Origin of the sequence: Parafrankia irregularis (genome assembly GCF_001536285.1) — a bacterium.
GTDB lineage: Bacteria > Actinomycetota > Actinomycetes > Frankiales > Frankiaceae > Parafrankia > Parafrankia irregularis.
This window is the reverse complement of record NZ_FAOZ01000006.1, coordinates 108,154-123,460: the sequence shown is the minus strand read 5'-3', so window position 1 is coordinate 123,460 and position 15,307 is coordinate 108,154. Positions and strand designations below refer to the sequence as shown.

At 71.2% G+C, this 15,307-nt stretch carries 13 protein-coding genes; 9 read left to right on the top strand and 4 right to left on the bottom strand.

The window, feature by feature from the left end:
• Positions 1–47 precede the first annotated feature (47 nt).
• From gap to AWX74_RS11715, 8 genes are all read left to right on the top strand, one after another.
• Positions 48–1,055, top strand: coding sequence for a type I glyceraldehyde-3-phosphate dehydrogenase (gene gap / locus AWX74_RS11750; protein WP_091274989.1), 1,008 nt, complete (start codon positions 48–50; stop codon positions 1,053–1,055).
• Positions 1,056–1,116: 61 nt separating this feature from the next.
• Positions 1,117–2,319, top strand: a complete 1,203-nt coding sequence (locus AWX74_RS11745) for a phosphoglycerate kinase (protein WP_091274986.1) — start codon at positions 1,117–1,119, stop codon at positions 2,317–2,319.
• Positions 2,320–2,409: 90 nt separating this feature from the next.
• Positions 2,410–3,222 (top strand): triose-phosphate isomerase, encoded by an 813-nt coding sequence (tpiA, locus tag AWX74_RS11740; RefSeq protein WP_091274982.1) that lies wholly within the window; start codon positions 2,410–2,412, stop codon positions 3,220–3,222.
• Between the two features lie 103 nt (positions 3,223–3,325).
• Complete coding sequence (secG, locus tag AWX74_RS11735) at positions 3,326–3,556, top strand: preprotein translocase subunit SecG (RefSeq protein WP_006538991.1); 231 nt, start codon at positions 3,326–3,328, stop codon at positions 3,554–3,556.
• 68 nt (positions 3,557–3,624) lie between these two features.
• Positions 3,625–5,346 carry an ABC transporter substrate-binding protein gene (locus AWX74_RS11730; protein WP_226932026.1) on the top strand — a complete coding sequence of 574 codons (1,722 nt, stop codon included), beginning with the start codon at positions 3,625–3,627 and terminating at the stop codon, positions 5,344–5,346.
• A gap of 284 nt (positions 5,347–5,630) precedes the next feature.
• The gene (locus AWX74_RS11725) at positions 5,631–5,972 is read left to right on the top strand and encodes an RNA polymerase-binding protein RbpA (RefSeq protein WP_006538993.1); all 342 of its coding nucleotides are present in this window, start codon (positions 5,631–5,633) and stop codon (positions 5,970–5,972) included.
• An 84-nt stretch (positions 5,973–6,056) separates the two neighbouring features.
• A complete protein-coding gene (locus AWX74_RS11720) occupies positions 6,057–7,760 on the top strand; it encodes a serine/threonine-protein kinase (RefSeq protein ID WP_341271971.1) in 1,704 nt (567 codons plus the stop codon).
• Positions 7,761–7,908: 148 nt separating this feature from the next.
• Positions 7,909–8,298, top strand: a complete 390-nt coding sequence (locus tag AWX74_RS11715; protein WP_091274973.1) for an SHOCT domain-containing protein — start codon at positions 7,909–7,911, stop codon at positions 8,296–8,298.
• A 32-nt stretch (positions 8,299–8,330) separates the two neighbouring features.
• Here AWX74_RS11715 and pgl read toward each other — a convergent pair whose 3' ends face one another.
• The 4 genes from pgl to tal form a co-directional block, all read right to left on the bottom strand.
• Positions 8,331–9,218: a 6-phosphogluconolactonase gene (pgl, locus tag AWX74_RS11710; RefSeq protein WP_091275716.1), complete on the bottom strand. Its 888-nt coding sequence runs from the start codon at positions 9,216–9,218 to the stop codon at positions 8,331–8,333.
• 77 nt (positions 9,219–9,295) lie between these two features.
• On the bottom strand, positions 9,296–10,390 hold the full coding sequence (locus AWX74_RS11705) for a glucose-6-phosphate dehydrogenase assembly protein OpcA (RefSeq protein ID WP_091274971.1): 1,095 nt from the start codon (positions 10,388–10,390) through the stop codon (positions 9,296–9,298).
• Positions 10,391–10,421: 31 nt separating this feature from the next.
• Positions 10,422–11,954 (bottom strand): glucose-6-phosphate dehydrogenase, encoded by a 1,533-nt coding sequence (zwf, locus tag AWX74_RS11700; protein ID WP_091274968.1) that lies wholly within the window; start codon positions 11,952–11,954, stop codon positions 10,422–10,424.
• Positions 11,955–12,093: 139 nt separating this feature from the next.
• A complete protein-coding gene (gene tal, locus AWX74_RS11695) occupies positions 12,094–13,203 on the bottom strand; it encodes a transaldolase (RefSeq protein WP_091274964.1) in 1,110 nt (369 codons plus the stop codon).
• Between the two features lie 871 nt (positions 13,204–14,074).
• Here tal and AWX74_RS11690 point away from each other — a divergent pair.
• The gene (locus tag AWX74_RS11690; protein WP_091275713.1) at positions 14,075–15,085 is read left to right on the top strand and encodes a heme o synthase; all 1,011 of its coding nucleotides are present in this window, start codon (positions 14,075–14,077) and stop codon (positions 15,083–15,085) included.
• Positions 15,086–15,307 lie beyond the last annotated feature (222 nt).

Genomic DNA, 15,307 nt, shown 5'->3' with positions numbered 1-15,307 from the left:
CTAGGCTCCTGGCACACGACGGCACACGAGCATAGGGAGTCCTGGACGTGGCTACGCGGGTGGGTGTCAACGGCTTCGGGCGAATCGGTCGTAACTTCTGGCGGGCCCTTGCGGCAAGCCGGCGGAGCGATCTGGAGATCGTCGCCGTCAACGACCTGACGGACAACAAGACCCTCGCGCACCTGCTGAAGTACGACACGACCCTCGGCACGCTCGCCGAGCCGGTCTCCGTCGTCGACGACGGCATCCGGGTCGGCGACACCACGATCAAGGTGCTCGCCGAGCGGGACCCGGCGGCGCTGCCGTGGGGTGACCTGGGCGTCGACATCGTGATCGAGTCGACGGGCCGCTTCACGACCGCGGAGACCGCCGGCAAGCACCGGGAGGCCGGCGCCAAGAAGGTCATCATCTCCGCCCCCGCCAAGGGCGAGGACCTGACGGTCGTCATGGGTGTGAACGACGATGTGTACGACCCGGCGAACCACCACATCCTCTCGAATGCCTCCTGCACGACGAACTGTGTCGCGCCATTGGCGAAGGTGCTCGACGAGGCGTTCGGTATCGAACGTGGTCTGATGACCACCATCCACGCATACACGAATGACCAGGTCATCCTTGACTTCCCGCATTCCGACCTGCGTCGTGCGCGTGCGGCCGCGCAGAACATCATTCCCACCACCACCGGAGCTGCGAAGGCGACCGCGCTTGTTCTTCCGCATCTGAAGGGCAAGCTCGACGGTCTCGCCATGCGTGTTCCGGTACTCGACGGTTCGGTGACCGACCTTGTCGTGAATCTCGCCCGCGAGGCGTCGAAGGACGAGATCAACGCCGCCTACAAGGCTGCGTCCGAAGGACCACTGAAGGGTTACCTCGTCTACACCGAGGACCCGATCGTTTCCTCCGACATCGTGGGCACCCCGGCCTCCTGCACCTTCGACTCGCAGCTGACGATGTCTTTCGGCAGCCAGGTCAAGGTCGTCGGCTGGTATGACAACGAGTGGGGCTACTCCAACCGTCTCGTCGACCTGACCGGGCTCGTCGCCGGCCGGCTCTGACAACACCAGGTCATCCGACCAACCTGACCACCTGACCTTCGCCTACACCGGAGTAGCCAGCGTGAGGACGATCGACGACCTGCAGGTCACCGGTCACCGTGTACTTGTCCGTAGTGATCTCAACGTGCCTCTGGACCGCTCGGGGGCCACGCCCCGCATCACCGACGACGGTCGGGTGCGGGCCAGCGTGCCGACGATCCAGGCGCTGCTGGACCGGCAGGCGAAGGTGGTGGTCTGCTCGCACCTCGGCCGCCCCAAGGGTGAGCCCGAGGCGAAGTACTCGCTCGCCCCGGTCGCCGAGCGGCTGGCCGAGCTGCTGGGAGTCCCGGTCGCCTTCGCCGGGGACGGCAGCGGCGACATCGCCGGTGACCGGGCCCGCGAGGTGGTCGGGCAGCTGGGCGAGGGGCAGGTGGCCCTGCTGGAGAACCTCCGTTTCCATCCGGGGGAGACCAGCAAGGACGCCGCCGCCCGGGCCGCGTTCGCGGACGAGCTCTCGGCGCTCGCCGAGTTCTACGTGGGTGACGCGTTCGGCGCCGTGCACCGGGCGCACGCGAGCGTGTCCGAGGTGCCCAAGCGGCTGCCGCACGCGGCGGGCCGGCTGGTGCTGACCGAGCTGGACGTGCTGCGCAGGCTCACCGCCGCTCCGGCCCGGCCGTACACGGTGGTGCTCGGCGGCTCGAAGGTGTCGGACAAGCTCGGCGTCATCCGGGCCCTGCTGCCGAAGGTCGACTCGCTCCTGGTCGGGGGCGGGATGTGCTTCACCTTCCTGGCTGCGCTCGGGTACCCGGTCGGCGCCTCGCTCCTGGAGAGCGAGATGATCGACACCTGCAAGGGGCTGCTGGCCGAGGCCGGCGACCGGCTCGTGCTTCCCACGGACGTCGTGGTCGCGGACCGCTTCGCGGCGGACGCCGACACCGCGGTCGTCGCCGCGGACGCGATTCCGGACGGCTGGCTGGGCCTCGACATCGGGCCGGCCTCGACCGCGGCGTTCGCCGACGTGGTCGGCGGTGCGGCCACGATCTTCTGGAACGGCCCGATGGGTGTCTTCGAGTTCGCGCCGTTCGCCGCGGGAACGAAGGGCGTGGCCGAGGCCGTCGCCGCCGGTGACGGTTTCTCCGTCGTGGGTGGCGGGGACTCGGCCGCCGCCGTCCGTGCGCTCGGCATCCCGGACAGCGACTTCAGCCACATCTCCACCGGCGGTGGCGCCAGCCTGGAGTACCTGGAGGGCAAGAGCCTTCCCGGGCTCGCCGCACTCGACGTCTGAGCCCCGCCCGGGGCACGGGACGCCATTCGAGGCATCACCTCCGATGCATCACCATCCGAAGCATCATCACCGACGAAGGGAAGCAGGGACGTGGCGAAGGGGGCACCCGCCCGCGGATCGGCCGGTTCCGGTCGGCGGACGTTGGTCGCCGGCAACTGGAAGATGAACCTCAACCATCTCGAGGCCATCGCGCTGGTGCAGAAGGTCGCCTTCGACCTGAAGCCGGCCGAGCTGGAGAAGGTCGAGGTCGTCTTCCTGCCGCCGTTCACCGACCTGCGCAGCGTCCAGACCCTGGTCGACGGCGACAAGCTCGCCGTCGGCTACGGGGGTCAGGACCTGTCGCCGCACGGCTCCGGGGCCTACACCGGTGACATCAGCGGAACCATGCTGTCGAGGCTTGGCTGCTCCTATGTCGTCGTCGGGCACTCCGAGCGGCGCACCTACCATCACGAGGACGACGCACTGGTCGCCTCCAAGGTCCTCGCGGCCTACAAGCACGGCATCACACCGATCCTCTGCGTCGGCGAGCACGAGGACGTCCGCGCGGCGGGCAACCACGTCGAGCATGTGCTGACCCAGCTGGAGGGTTCGCTCGCCGGCGTCAGCGCCGAGCAGGCCGCGACACTCGTCGTCGCCTACGAGCCGGTGTGGGCGATCGGAACCGGTCGGACCGCCTCGGCCCAGGACGCCCAGGACATGTGTTCGGCGGTTCGTGGCCAGCTCTCGAAGCTGTTCGGGGATTCCGTCGCGAGCGGAATCCGGGTCCTCTACGGGGGCTCGGTCAAGGCCGCGAACGCCGCCGAACTGTTCACCATGCCCGATGTCGACGGTGGTCTCGTCGGCGGCGCGAGCCTTGTCGCAGAGGAGTTCGTGGGGATCGTCCGCGCTTCGCCGGCGGCCTGAGGCACCTGCGCGGGCACCGGGGCGGCGTGATGTACGTTGGCACGATCGTCGGGCCTGATCGGGTACGACGTTCGGGCCCTAACGACAGCGGGAGCTGGTCCAGATGACGGTCGGTCTGTCGATCGCACTCATCGTCACGAGCGTGCTGCTCATCTTGCTGGTGTTGCTGCACCGGGCCAAGGGCGGTGGTCTTTCGACCCTCTTCGGCGGAGGGGTGTCGTCGTCGCTGGGCGGCTCCTCGGTCGTCGAGAAGAACCTCGACCGCCTCACCATCGCGGTGGCCCTGTTGTGGGCCACCTGCATCATCGGCCTCGGTCTGCTGTTGAAGAGCTGAATAGTTTGAGCAGCAGATCCCGGTGGTCGGGCACCCTTCGTGCGCTGGTCGCCCTCCTCGCGGCCGCGATGTTCGCGGCCGCGGGGTGCAGCGGTGAGCCCGATCCGGCGCCAGGCCCGATGGCGGCAAGCCCGTCCAGTGCACCGACGACCTCCGCGCCCGTCGACAAGCCCGGCGGCACCCTCCGCCTGCTCACCGGGCAGATGCCCAGCGGCGATCCAGGCTGGGCCGACGAGCCGGGGGAGCGCGCGTTCGCCCGGCTCGTGACCCGGCAGCTCTACAGCTACCCTTCGGACACGGACGTCACCGGATCGACGATTCCGCGGCCAGATCTCGCGGTCGGCGCTCCCGTGGTGTCCGAGGACCGTCTGGCCTACACGGTGCGCCTGCGTTCGGCGGCCCGCTGGAACACACCGAGCCAGCGCCGGATCACCGCGACCGACGTGGCACGGGGATTCAAGCGGCTGTGCTCGCCACCGACGCCGTCGCCGATGCGCGGTTACTACGCCGCGACCATCCGCGGCTTCGCCGAGTTCTGCACCCAGCTCGCCAGCGCACCGGTAGCCGACGCGCCGGCCCTGATCGAAAGCGGCTCGATCCCCGGCGTCGAGGTCGTCGGCGACGACACGATCGTGTTCCACCTGCTCAAGGCGTCCAACGACTTCGTCGACCTGCTGGCGTTGCCGGCCAGCTCCCCGGTTCCCCTGGAGGCGTTGGCCTATCCGGCGGACTCCCCGGAGTACCTCGACAACCTGATCTCCGCCGGTCCGTACCGCTTCGTGCCCGCACCCGACGGCAGCTACCTGCTTTCCCGCAACCCGTCCTGGAGCGGCTCGTCCGACGGCATCAGGCGGGCGCTGCCCGACCACATCACCGTCACGGACGGCCTCACCCCGGAGACCATCGCCGCCCGCATCCAGGCTGGGGAAGGGGACATGGCCCTCGACGGGGAGGTTCCCGCGGGCGTGCTGAGCGACCTGGCCGGCGACGGGGACGACCGGCTGGCGGTCTCCTCGACCGGGCCGGTGACCGCGCTCGTCGTCGGGTTGAACGGGCCGTCCGCGGCCGCGCTGCGCGAGCAGCAGGTGCGCGCCGCACTGGCGTACTGCGTCGACCGGGCCGCGGTCGTCGACGCGCTCGGCGGGCCGACGCTCGCCGGTGAGACGTCCCAGCTGCTGCAGCCGCCGATGACCGGCTACGAGGAGTACGACCCCTATGCGGCGGGGGAGGGCACCGGCGACCCCGAGCGCTGTGGCGAGGGCCTGGCGAACAACCCCGGCGGGAAGGTGACCGCGCTGTCGCTGCTGACGACGGACAGTGCCACCGACGCCGCCGTCGCCCAGGCTCTGCGGACCGCGTTCGCTCGCGCCGGCATCCGGCTGGACGTGCGGATCCGCAACGCGGAGCAGTACCAGCAGGCGGTGAGCAACCCGCAGGCGCAGTTCTGGGACCTGGCGCTGACCACCATCGACCCGGACTGGTTCGGCGATGCCGGGCGCACCGTCTACCAGCCGCTGCTGGACGAGACCTGGGTCGGCACACGCCCGGCGGACGGCGGCTACCGGCTTGAGGACCTGCAGACCCGCCTGGAGGGCGCTCTCACGACCCTGGGGAAGGTCGAGGCCGCGGCGGACTGGTCGGCGTTGGAGCACACGGTTGTCAGCGACGCCGCGGTCGTGCCACTCGCGGTCAGGTACTCGGCCCGCCTCCACAGTGCGACCGTCGTGACCTTCACGATCGTTCCGTCGCTGGGAACGGCCGACCCCACCGCAGTCGCACTGGCACCCTGAGTGGCGTCGAGCTTCTCGCAGCGCGCCGAAGCCCTCACAGCGAGCAGGAACACACCCGGGCGAGGGCCCCAACGGGCCCTCCTGAACCGATAGAAGCCCCGGTGGGGGTGGTCGGTGTAACCCGTGGTGGGCCTGGCGTCCTACACTCCGAAAAGACGTCCTCGGCGAGCCTTTCGGTAGGCGCCGGCACGTCAACGGTGGCGGTGCGGGCGTGGGTGGTCCGACCGCGGGGGGCCGACCGCCGAGCTACCACCCATGGGACGAGACGAAGGAGCACGCGGGCCGTGGCAGGTGGCAACGCCATCCGGGGGAGCCGGGTCGGGGCAGGGCCAATGGGGGAGGCCGAGCGGGGCGACACTGCGCCGCGGCAACGGATCTCCTTCTGGTGCGCCAACGAGCACGAGACGAAGCCGGCCTTCGCCGCCGACGCTTCCATACCGGACACCTGGGACTGTCCGAGCTGTGGTTTTCCCGCCGGCAGGGACCGTGACAACACCCCCGCGCCGCCGAAGACCGAGCCGTACAAGACGCACCTCGCCTACGTGCGGGAGCGCCGCAACGAGAAGGACGGCGAGGCGATCCTCGCGGAGGCCCTGGCGAAGCTGCGGGGCGCGCCGGTCACCTGAACCTGAGCCTCACCGCGGAACCGTCAGCTGTGCGAGTTCGAGGCCGGCCACGTTGGGGCCGGCCACGTTGAGAGCGATCGCACGGTGGCCGATCGCACGGTGGCCGATCGCACGGTGGCCGGCCGCACCGAGGCCGGCCGGGGCGTGACCGGCCACGAGGAGGTCGGCCGCAGTGCGGCCGGCCGCATGGTGGCCGGCCGGGTTCAGGCCGGTCACGTTGTGGCCGGTCGGTACCGCCTGCTGGAACCAATCGGCGCCGGCTCCATGGGCGTCGTCTGGCGCGCCTCGGACCTGCTGCTGCGGGTCGAGGTGGCGGCCAAGGCCATCTGGGTCGGTGGACGTCCGAGCGGGCCCGGACCGGTCGACCCGGACCGGGCCCGGGTCGCCGCCGCGGTACGGGAGGCCCGCAACGCCGCCCGGCTGCGGGGCAACCCGCACGTCGTCTCCGTGACCGACGTCCTCGAGGACGTCGGCATCCCGTGGATCATCATGGAGCTGATCGCCGCCACGTCACTGGACGCGGCGGTACGGGCGGGCGGCCCGCTGCCGAACACCCGGGTCGCGCAGGTGGGCCTGGCGGTGCTGGACGCCCTGATGGCCGGGCAGCGCATCGGGCTGCTGCACCGGGACGTCAAACCGGCGAACATCCTGCTGGCCGACGACGGCCGTGTCCTGCTCACCGACTTCGGTATCGCGACCCACGTCGAGGACACGACCTCGCCGGGTTCCGATGGCAGCGCGGGTACCCCCGCCTACCTGGCGCCGGAGCGCATCACCCAGCGTCCGGCCTCCGTGGCCGCGGACCTGTTCTCCCTCGGTGCCACGCTGTACTTCGCCGTCGACGGGGAGCCGCCGTTCGCGCGGGAGAGCATCGTGATGACCCTCGGCGCGGTACTGCACGTGGATCCACCGCCGCTGGAGCGGGCGGACACCCTGTGGCCCGTCATCGGTGGTCTGCTCATCAAGAACCCGGAGAGCCGCCTGGGGGCGGAAGCGGCCCGTGCCCTGCTCCTGCGGGCACTGCGCCTGTCCGCCCCCGCGACGACTGGCGCCGCTCGGAGCCCCCTGCCCCTTCCGGTCTCTCCAGCCGTTCCGGCTCCGCCTGCCACTCCGGCCCCGTCAGCGGTTCCGGCGCCGCCGGCCGTGCCGGTCTCTCCAACCGTTCTGGCCCCGCCGACCGCTCCGAGCCCGCCGCCCGCGGCTGATCCGGGCCGTGTGGCGACGTCCCCGGTCCCGCGGGACTCGGTGCCCGTGCCGTCGGTACAGGGCCTGGATCAGGCCGGTCGGATGGATCAGGTGGATCGGGTGAGCCCGATTCGGCGAGCGGCCTGGATGGCCCGGGCGTTACGGAGCCGTCCGTGGCTTGCCGGGGGGACCGCTGGTCTGGCGGCCATCGGGCTCGTCACCGTGACACTGTGGATCATGATGGGCGGTGCCGCTCCGCGTGGTGCTGGTTCGGCCGTGCCCGCCGGAATGGTCGGTTCCTGGAGCGGTTGGGTGGTCCAGGGGCCGGTCGGGTTCGGAGTCGAGATCGTGCTCACCGATGGCGCGGTCGGCGACGACGTCGGCCACAGCTCCTATCCGACCGAGGGGTGCAGCGCGGACCTGCGCCTGCTGGAGGCCGGTCCGAACACCATCACGGTCCAGGAGCGGCTCGACGAGAGGGGGCCGCTGTGCCAGGGCGCCGACCCGCTGGTCCTGACGCTACGGCCCGATGGCCGGTTGGGGTACATGTTCCCGGCGACGTCGATCAACTCGATGGGCAGCGCCGATCTCACCCGGCCCTGAGCTGAGGGCCTGAGCTGTCGTCGCCTGAGCCGATCGGCGTGGGGGCGTTCGCCGATTCACCCGTGCCGGGTGAGCGCTGGGCGCGGCGTGGCGCGGCGAAGCGGGTATGAGTCGGTCCTGCTGGTAGGTGACGGTGAGAGGAGGCAAGGTGGATTCCGACTTCCCGCTCCTCAGCGTGTTCCTCTACATGCTGTGGTTCTTCTGTTTCGTGTTGTGGATCTTTCTGCTCTTTACTGTGGTGACGGACGTCTTCCGCAGCCAGGACCTGTCCGGTTGGGGGAAGGCAGGCTGGACCGCGGCGATTCTGATCCTCCCGCTGATCGGTGTGCTGGCCTATCTGATTGTTCGGGGCCACAGCATGCACGAGCGGCAGAATCGCGACGCCGCGGCCGCGGCCGACCTCTGGCGTGCCCAGGTCCGCTCGGCAGCCGGGCGGCCCAGCACCGCTGACGAGCTCAGCAGGCTGGCCGAGCTACGTGACCACGGCGTCATCAGCAGCAACGAGTTCGAACGGGAGAAGACGAAGATCCTGGCCTGAACCCACCGGCCGCCCCACGGGCCGGGTTTCCGTCAGCGGACCCCGGCCTGTGAGGCGTGAAGGCGGGACGCGGCCGCCCGGTCGACAAGCCACAGGGTGGCTTCACGCCCGACAGCCCCGGCGGCGGGCCATTTCACCGGATCCGCGCCGGGGCGTAGCGCGGTCGCGACCGCCTCCGCCTTCTCCTCGCCCGCGGCGACCACCCACACCTGACGCGCTGACCGCAGCGTCGGCGGGGTCAGCGTCACCCGGGTCGGTGGCGGCTTCGGGCAGTCCCGCACCGCGGCCACCGGCTCGGTCGCCACGGACGCGGGGGAGTCGGGGAAGATCGAGGCGACGTGCGTCTCCGGCCCGAGCCCGAGCAACAGCACGTCGAAGACAGGCACCGGCGAACCGGGCTCCGCTCGGGCGGCCAGCTCGGCCGCGTACGCCACGGCCGCGGTCTCGGGCTCCTCGACCCCGGCTGGTCGGATCGACGCCAGCCGGGCCGCGTTGCCGGCGCCCTCGGCGGGGGCGCTGTCCGAAGCGGACTCGATGTCGCCGGCCGCCCGCGCCGGAGTGAAGGGCGCCATCGGGAAGACCCGGCTCGGGTCCAGCGGGATGTGTTCCAGCAACGCCTCCCAGGCCTGCCGGTCGTTGCGGTCTGGGGAGTCCGCCGGCACGAACCGGTCATCGCCCCACCAGACGTCCACCCGGGACCAGTCGACCGCGTCCAGCGCCGGGCTTCCCCGCAGCGCTCGCAGCAGCGCGATGCCGATGCCGCCGCCGGTGAGGACGACCGACGCCACCGAGCGCTCCGCCTGTGCGTCGACCAGTGCGGTGACGAGCCGGGCCGCCGCCGCGCGGACGAGCACCCCGGCATCGGCGTGGACGACCACTCTGGCCGGGGCGGAGGCCGCCGCGGTCGGAGTGGTCGTCACGGTTGGGCTGGTCGCTGTGGTCGGGCTGGTCGGGGTGGCTGGCACGGGTTCGACCTCCGGGCCGGGTCTCCCCGCGGTCACGACGCCGCGGGCGGGGTTGTCGGGTTCGGGGCCGGAGCCGCGGGTGTGGCCGGGGATGCGGACGCGGGCGCGGCTGGGGGTGCGGCAGCCGGCGTGGCGGTGATGGCGGCCATGGCGGCAGCGGGCTGCTCCAGCGCGGGGTCGCGCCAGATGTGGTCGCGATGCCGCGGCCGGCGGTTCAGGTGGGGAACGCCGCTCCAGGCCGAGAGCGCCTCCGCGTAGACGTAGTCGTCGTCGAGGCGGCGCAGTTCCTCGGCGAGCAGGTCACCGAGGCCTCGTTCCGGCAGCGGGAGGACCCGGGTGGGGTAGCCCGTGCGGGTGATGCCGGCCGAGCGGCTGTCCGTTCGGGCCAGGGTGACCTCACCGTCGCCGACGGCGACCTGCACGCTCTGGATGCCCTTGCGGCCAGGTGCGTCCGTGATCGTGACCGGGATCCGCAGCTTGGCCTGCAGCCATCCGGCGAACAGGCGTGCGCTGGGGTTGTCGGGCTCGCTCACCACTGTCGCCGGGCCGGCGGGTTCGGTGACCTGGTCGAAGGCGGCGGCCAGCAGGGTGCGCCAGCCAGAGATGCGGGTCCAGGCGAGGTCCGTGTCACCGGGGACGAAGTCCTCGGCCCGCTGCAGCAGTGCGGCGAGCGGATCGGGCGCCGCGTAGGTCCCGGTGACCCGGCGGTCGGCGAAGACCCCGAGCGGGTCGTAGGCGATCTTCTCCGGCGGCGCGTCGTACCACCAGGTGACCACCGGTGCGTCCGGCGCGAGCAGCGGCAGGACGACCGACTCGGCGTGCAGCGCCAGCCGGCCCGACATCCGCATCACGACCGCCTCGCCGGGCCCCAGCCGCCCACCGATCGACACCTCGGCATCAAGACGCGGATGCGGAGCGTCGATCTGGCGGCGTACCACGATCAGCAGCCGGCAGGGGTGCGCCGCGGACGCCGCCATCGCCGCGCTTTCGGCCTGGCTGACATGCTGCTCGTCAACGACCACGACGAGTGTCAGCGCCAGGCCGAACGCGAGCGCGCCCGCGGCCCGCCGCTCGGCGGAAAGAGCCTTGACCACCGCTGATCCGGTGGTGTCCCACAGCGTGGTCATGCCAGGGTCCCCTCGACGTGACGGTCACAGGTCATGGCCGGCGCCACCGTCGGCCGTCACGGCTGAGCATCTCGTCGGCGGCCGCCGGCCCCCAGGTGCCCGCCCGGTAGGCGTGCGGGGTGGTGCTCTGCCAGAAGTCCTCCAGCGGGTCGATGATTCGCCAGGACTCCTCGACCTCGGCGTTGTTCGGGAACAGCGTCGCGTCGCCGAGCAGGACGTCCAGGATCAGGCGTTCGTAGGCCTCGGGCAGCGCCTCGGTGAACGCCTCGCCGAACAGGAAGTCCATGGCGACGTCACGGACCTCCATCGACGAACCGGGCACCTTGGAGCCGAAGCGCAGCGTGACACCCTCGTCGGGCTGTACCCGGATCACCAGCTGGTTGTTGCCCAGCTCGGTCGTGTCGGTCTCGTCGAAGGGCAGGTGCGGGGCCTTGGTGAAGGTGATCGCGATCTCGGTGACCCGGCGCGGCAGGCGCTTGCCCGTCCGCAGGTAGAAGGGCACTCCGGCCCAGCGCCGGGTCTGCACGCCGAGTCTGACGGCGACGAAGGTCTCGGTGGCCGACGTCGCGGGGATGTCGGCCTCCTCCAGATAGCCGCGTACCCGCTCGCCGGCGAGCCAGCCCTGCGAGTACTGCCCGCGGACGGCGTAGGTCGCGAAGTCCTCGGGCAGCGACACGGCGCGCAGGGCCTTCAGCTTCTCGGTCCGGATCGCCTCGGCGCCGAGGCTGACCGGCTCCTCCATGGCGGTGAGCGCGAGCAGCTGCAGGAGGTGGTTCTGCAGGACGTCCCGGGCCGCGCCGGTCTCGTCGTAGAAGCCGGCGCGGGTGCCGATGCCGACGTCCTCGGCCATCGTGATCTGCACCGAGTCGACGAAGTGCGAGTTCCAGATCGGCTCGAACAGCGTGTTCGCGAAACGCAGCGCGAACAGGTTCTGAACCGTCTCCTTGCCGAGGTAGTGGTCGATGCGGAAGACGTCGTCCGGGGTGAAGACGTCGTCTACGAGCGAGTTGAGCTGGCGCGCGGTCTCCAGATCGTTGCCGAACGGCTTCTCGATCACCACGCGGCGCCAGCCGCCCGCGGCCTCGTTGGAGGCCAGGCCCGTCCGCTGCATCTGCTTGAGGACCACCGGGAACGCCGGTGGTGGAATGGACAGGTAGAAGGCCGCGTTCCCGGGCACGCCGTGGCTGGACTCCAGATCGGCGAGCAGCTTCACGAGGCCGTCGAACGCGGCGTCGTCGGAGAACGAACCCGACCGGAAACGCACCGAGCTCGCCAGCCTGTCCCAGGTGTCCTCCCGGAACGGCGTTCGGGCGCCGCGTTCCGCGGCCTCCCGGGCGAACGCGGCGAAATCCTCGTCGCTCCAGTCCCGGCGGGCGAAACCGACCAGAACGAATCCCGGGGGCAGGAGCCCCCGGTTCGCGAGGTCGTAGACGGCCGGGATGAGTTTCTTGCGGGCCAGGTCACCGGTCGCGCCGAAGACCACCAGAGCACTGTTGTCCGGCAGCCGTGGCAGCCTCCGATCCCGTGGATCCCGCAGTGGGTTGCCACTAGCGGTGGACGCCACCCGTTCCCCCTTCACAGTTCGTGGTGCTCGCGAGGTCCGCCTGACCGACCCTCCTGACCGATCCTGCCGCCCGCGCGCCGGATCCGCCTGGGCTGGCGGCCCGTTGGCGGCTTCCGGGGCGGAGCGTCGGAGTGCGGCGTCAGGACGCGGCGGACCCGAGCTGATCGCGGATCGTGTCGAGCAGCTGGTTCCAGGAGTCCTCGAACTTGCGGACGCCGTCGACCTCCAGCACGTCGACGACATCGGCCATGTCCACCCCCAGATCGGCCAGCTGGGACATGACTGAGTGCGCCTCCTCGTAGTGCGGCGTGATCGTGTCGCCGGGGACGACCCCGTGATCGGCGAACGCTTCCAGTGTCGCCTCCGGCATCGTGTTCACCGTGCCGGGTGCGATCAGTTCCGCCACGTAGAGGGTGTCCGGCAACGACGGGTCCTTCGTCGACGTCGACGCCCACAGCGGCCGCTGCGGCTTCGCGCCGGCCGCGGCCAGCCGCTCCCACCGGGCGGTGCCGAACACCTTCTGATGCAGCTCGTAGGCGAGCCGGGCGTTGGCGATCGCGGCCTTGGACCGCAGTGCGTCCGCCTGGGGCGTGCCGATCTTCCCCAGCCGACGGTCCACCTCGCTGTCGACCCGGCTCACGAAGAAGGACGCCACCGAGGCCAGGTCCGAGATGTCGCGACCAGCGGCCAGGGCCTGCTCCAGACCGGTCATGAACGCATCCATGACCGCCTCGTACCGCTCCAGCGCGAAGATCAGCGTGACGTTGACGCTGATGCCCTCGGCCAGGGCCGCGGTGATGGCCGGCAGGCCGGCCAGGGTCGCCGGGATCTTGATGAACAGGTTGGGCCGGTCGACCAGCCACCACAGGGCACGTGCCTCGGCGACGGTGCGCTCGGTCTCGTGGGCGAGCCGCGGGTCGACCTCGAGGGAGACCCGGCCGTCCACCCCGCCGCTCGCGTCGTACGCGGGGCGCAGGATGTCACAGGCGGCCCGGATGTCGTGCGCGGTGATCGCCCGGACCGCCTCGCCCACGTCGACCCCGCGGACGGCCAGGTCGCGCAGCTGCGCGTCGTAGGTCTCGCCGCCACCGATCGCCTTCTGGAAGATCGTCGGGTTGCTGGTCACCCCGACGACGCTGCGGGTGCGGGCGAGCTCGGCCAGGTTGCCGGTCCGGATCCGCTCCCGGCTGATGTCGTCCAGCCAGACCGCGACACCCGCGGCCGACAGGTCGGACAGTGGCTTGCTCATCGGACGTCCTCCTCTGCGCGGCCGTGTCGTCGCGCCGCAGTGGTCCGTGGTTGCGGTGGTTCGAGGCGATGGGTAGCCGGGGTGCTGGGGGAGCCGAGACTGCTGGGGATGCCGAGGTGCTGAAGGAGCTCCAGGTGCTGAAGGAGCTCAAGGTGCTGCGGGAGCTCCAGATGCTGGCGGAGCCGAGGTGCCGGGTCGTCGGGTGCATGCGGGACGGGAGTCCTGCCCCACAATGATCGCATCTCGGCGGACGGCCTTCCGCCGCCGTGACACGGGCGGACACTGTGAGGCGACGGACGTACGGTGCCCCTGGCCGAGCTCGTCACTGCCTTCGTGCCGCCTTCCTTACTGCTTACGGCGACCGTGCCGGATGTCCCTGTCCTCCGCCCTACCCTGTCGCGTGATCCTCACCCCAGTGTCCGTGCCCTGCCGGCAGGGAGGGAACGTGCCGAAGAACACTGGACTCGTTACCCGGGCCGGCCGGCGACCGACGTCACGCGCATATCGTCGCGCAGCGTGGCGGGTCTGACAGTCCGGACGCACCGCCAGCCCGCAGCCCCCGACGGACGTCGCCCACAGGCGGGTTCGGAGCACTGTCGGGACGCAGCCCACGCGCACTCCCCGCCTCGCGGCGGCTAGACTCCGACACGTCGTAGAACCCACCCCACGCCCTACTCCGGGCACCGTCCCGCGCGGTTCGCTGGATGACCGCGCCGATCGCGAGGTCGTTCTGTCTCCCGAGGCCGTTGTTCGCCACCGGCAGGGCCTGCGCCGCCGCCCGGTGACGTCGAGCGGTGGCCGTTCGGCCACGGCGGGATCCGCGCTGCGCGGCTCCGTGCCGGGCGCGGTCCAGCCGACGAGCGCCGCCGCTGTGACCGCTGCCGTCGTCCCGACGCCCGCTGTGGCGGGTCTGCCCGCCGCCGGCGCCATGGGCGCTGTCGGCGCGGTGTCACCCGTCCCGGCGGGGCCCTCCGATCTTGATCTCGCCGGCCCCCGAAGCCGTTGGGCCCGGGCCGCCGGCCGAACCCGCTCGTACATCGCGCTGATGAAGCTGCGGGTCGTCGAGCTTCTCCTGGTCTCCACCGTTCCGGTCATGCTCCTCGCCGAGCGCGGCATGCCGTCCTGGTGGCTGATCGTGGTGACGCTCGTCGCCGGCACCCTGTCGGCGGGCAGTGCCAACACCATCAACTGCTACGTCGACCGTGACATCGACCAGCTCATGGGCCGCACCAAGCGTCGTCCGCTGGTCCGCGAGACGGTCGAGCCGGCACAGGCGCTCAGGTTCGGCATCGTGCTGGGCATCGTCTCCACGCTGATGTTCGGCCTGCTCGTCAACTGGATCTCCGCCGCACTGTCCGTGGGCGCGATCGCGTTCTACGTCTTCGTCTACACGCTGGGCCTCAAGCGGCGCTCGCCGTCGAACATCGTGATCGGCGGCGCGGCCGGGTGCTTCCCGGTACTGATCGGGTGGTCCGCGGTGACCGGAACCGTCGGCTGGGCCGCGGTGCTGCTCTTCGCGGTCATCTTCTTCTGGACACCGCCGCACTTCTGGGCGTTGGCCATCCGCTACAAGGACGACTACGCCGCGGCCGGGGTGCCGATGCTCCCGGTGGTGGCCACGACGGAGGTCGTCACCCGCCGCATCCTGCTCTACTCGTACGTGATGGTCGGGGTCTCGCTCGCCGTCGGCCCGGTCGCCGACATCGGGCTGGTGTACACGGTGCCGGCCGCGTTGCTCGGGGCCTGGTTCGTCGCGGAGGCACACCGGATGGTGGCCCGCGCCCACCGCGGTGAGGACATCCGGCCGATGCGCCTGTTCCACATGTCGATCTCGTACCTCACGCTGCTCTTCGCCGCCCTGGCCGCGGCAGCGCTGGTCTGACGGCACTGGGCCGAACGGCACTGGGCCGGGACGGCCGTGGCCTGCTGGGCCACGGCCTGCCGGTCGTGGTCTGGTGGACCACGGCCTGCCGATCGTCGTCTGCTGGGCGCCCGGCCGGCAGGCCGTGCGACGGCGGGCCGCCGTGGTGAGGTCCGCGCTCCACCGACGCGGTTGGGCTTCCGAGGGCCCGGTAGCCGGCTAGCCGGTTTGGTGAGTCGCAAG

Excerpts from the sequence above, each read along its gene's own strand:
- secG (WP_006538991.1), top strand. The coding sequence starts at position 3,326 with ATGACGGTCGGTCTGTCGATCGCACTCATCGTCACGAGCGTGCTGCTC.
- AWX74_RS11730 (WP_226932026.1), top strand. The coding sequence starts at position 3,625 with ATGTTCGCGGCCGCGGGGTGCAGCGGTGAGCCCGATCCGGCGCCAGGC.
- AWX74_RS11705 (WP_091274971.1), bottom strand. The coding sequence starts at position 10,390 with ATGACCACGCTGTGGGACACCACCGGATCAGCGGTGGTCAAGGCTCTT.
- tal (WP_091274964.1), bottom strand. The coding sequence starts at position 13,203 with ATGAGCAAGCCACTGTCCGACCTGTCGGCCGCGGGTGTCGCGGTCTGG.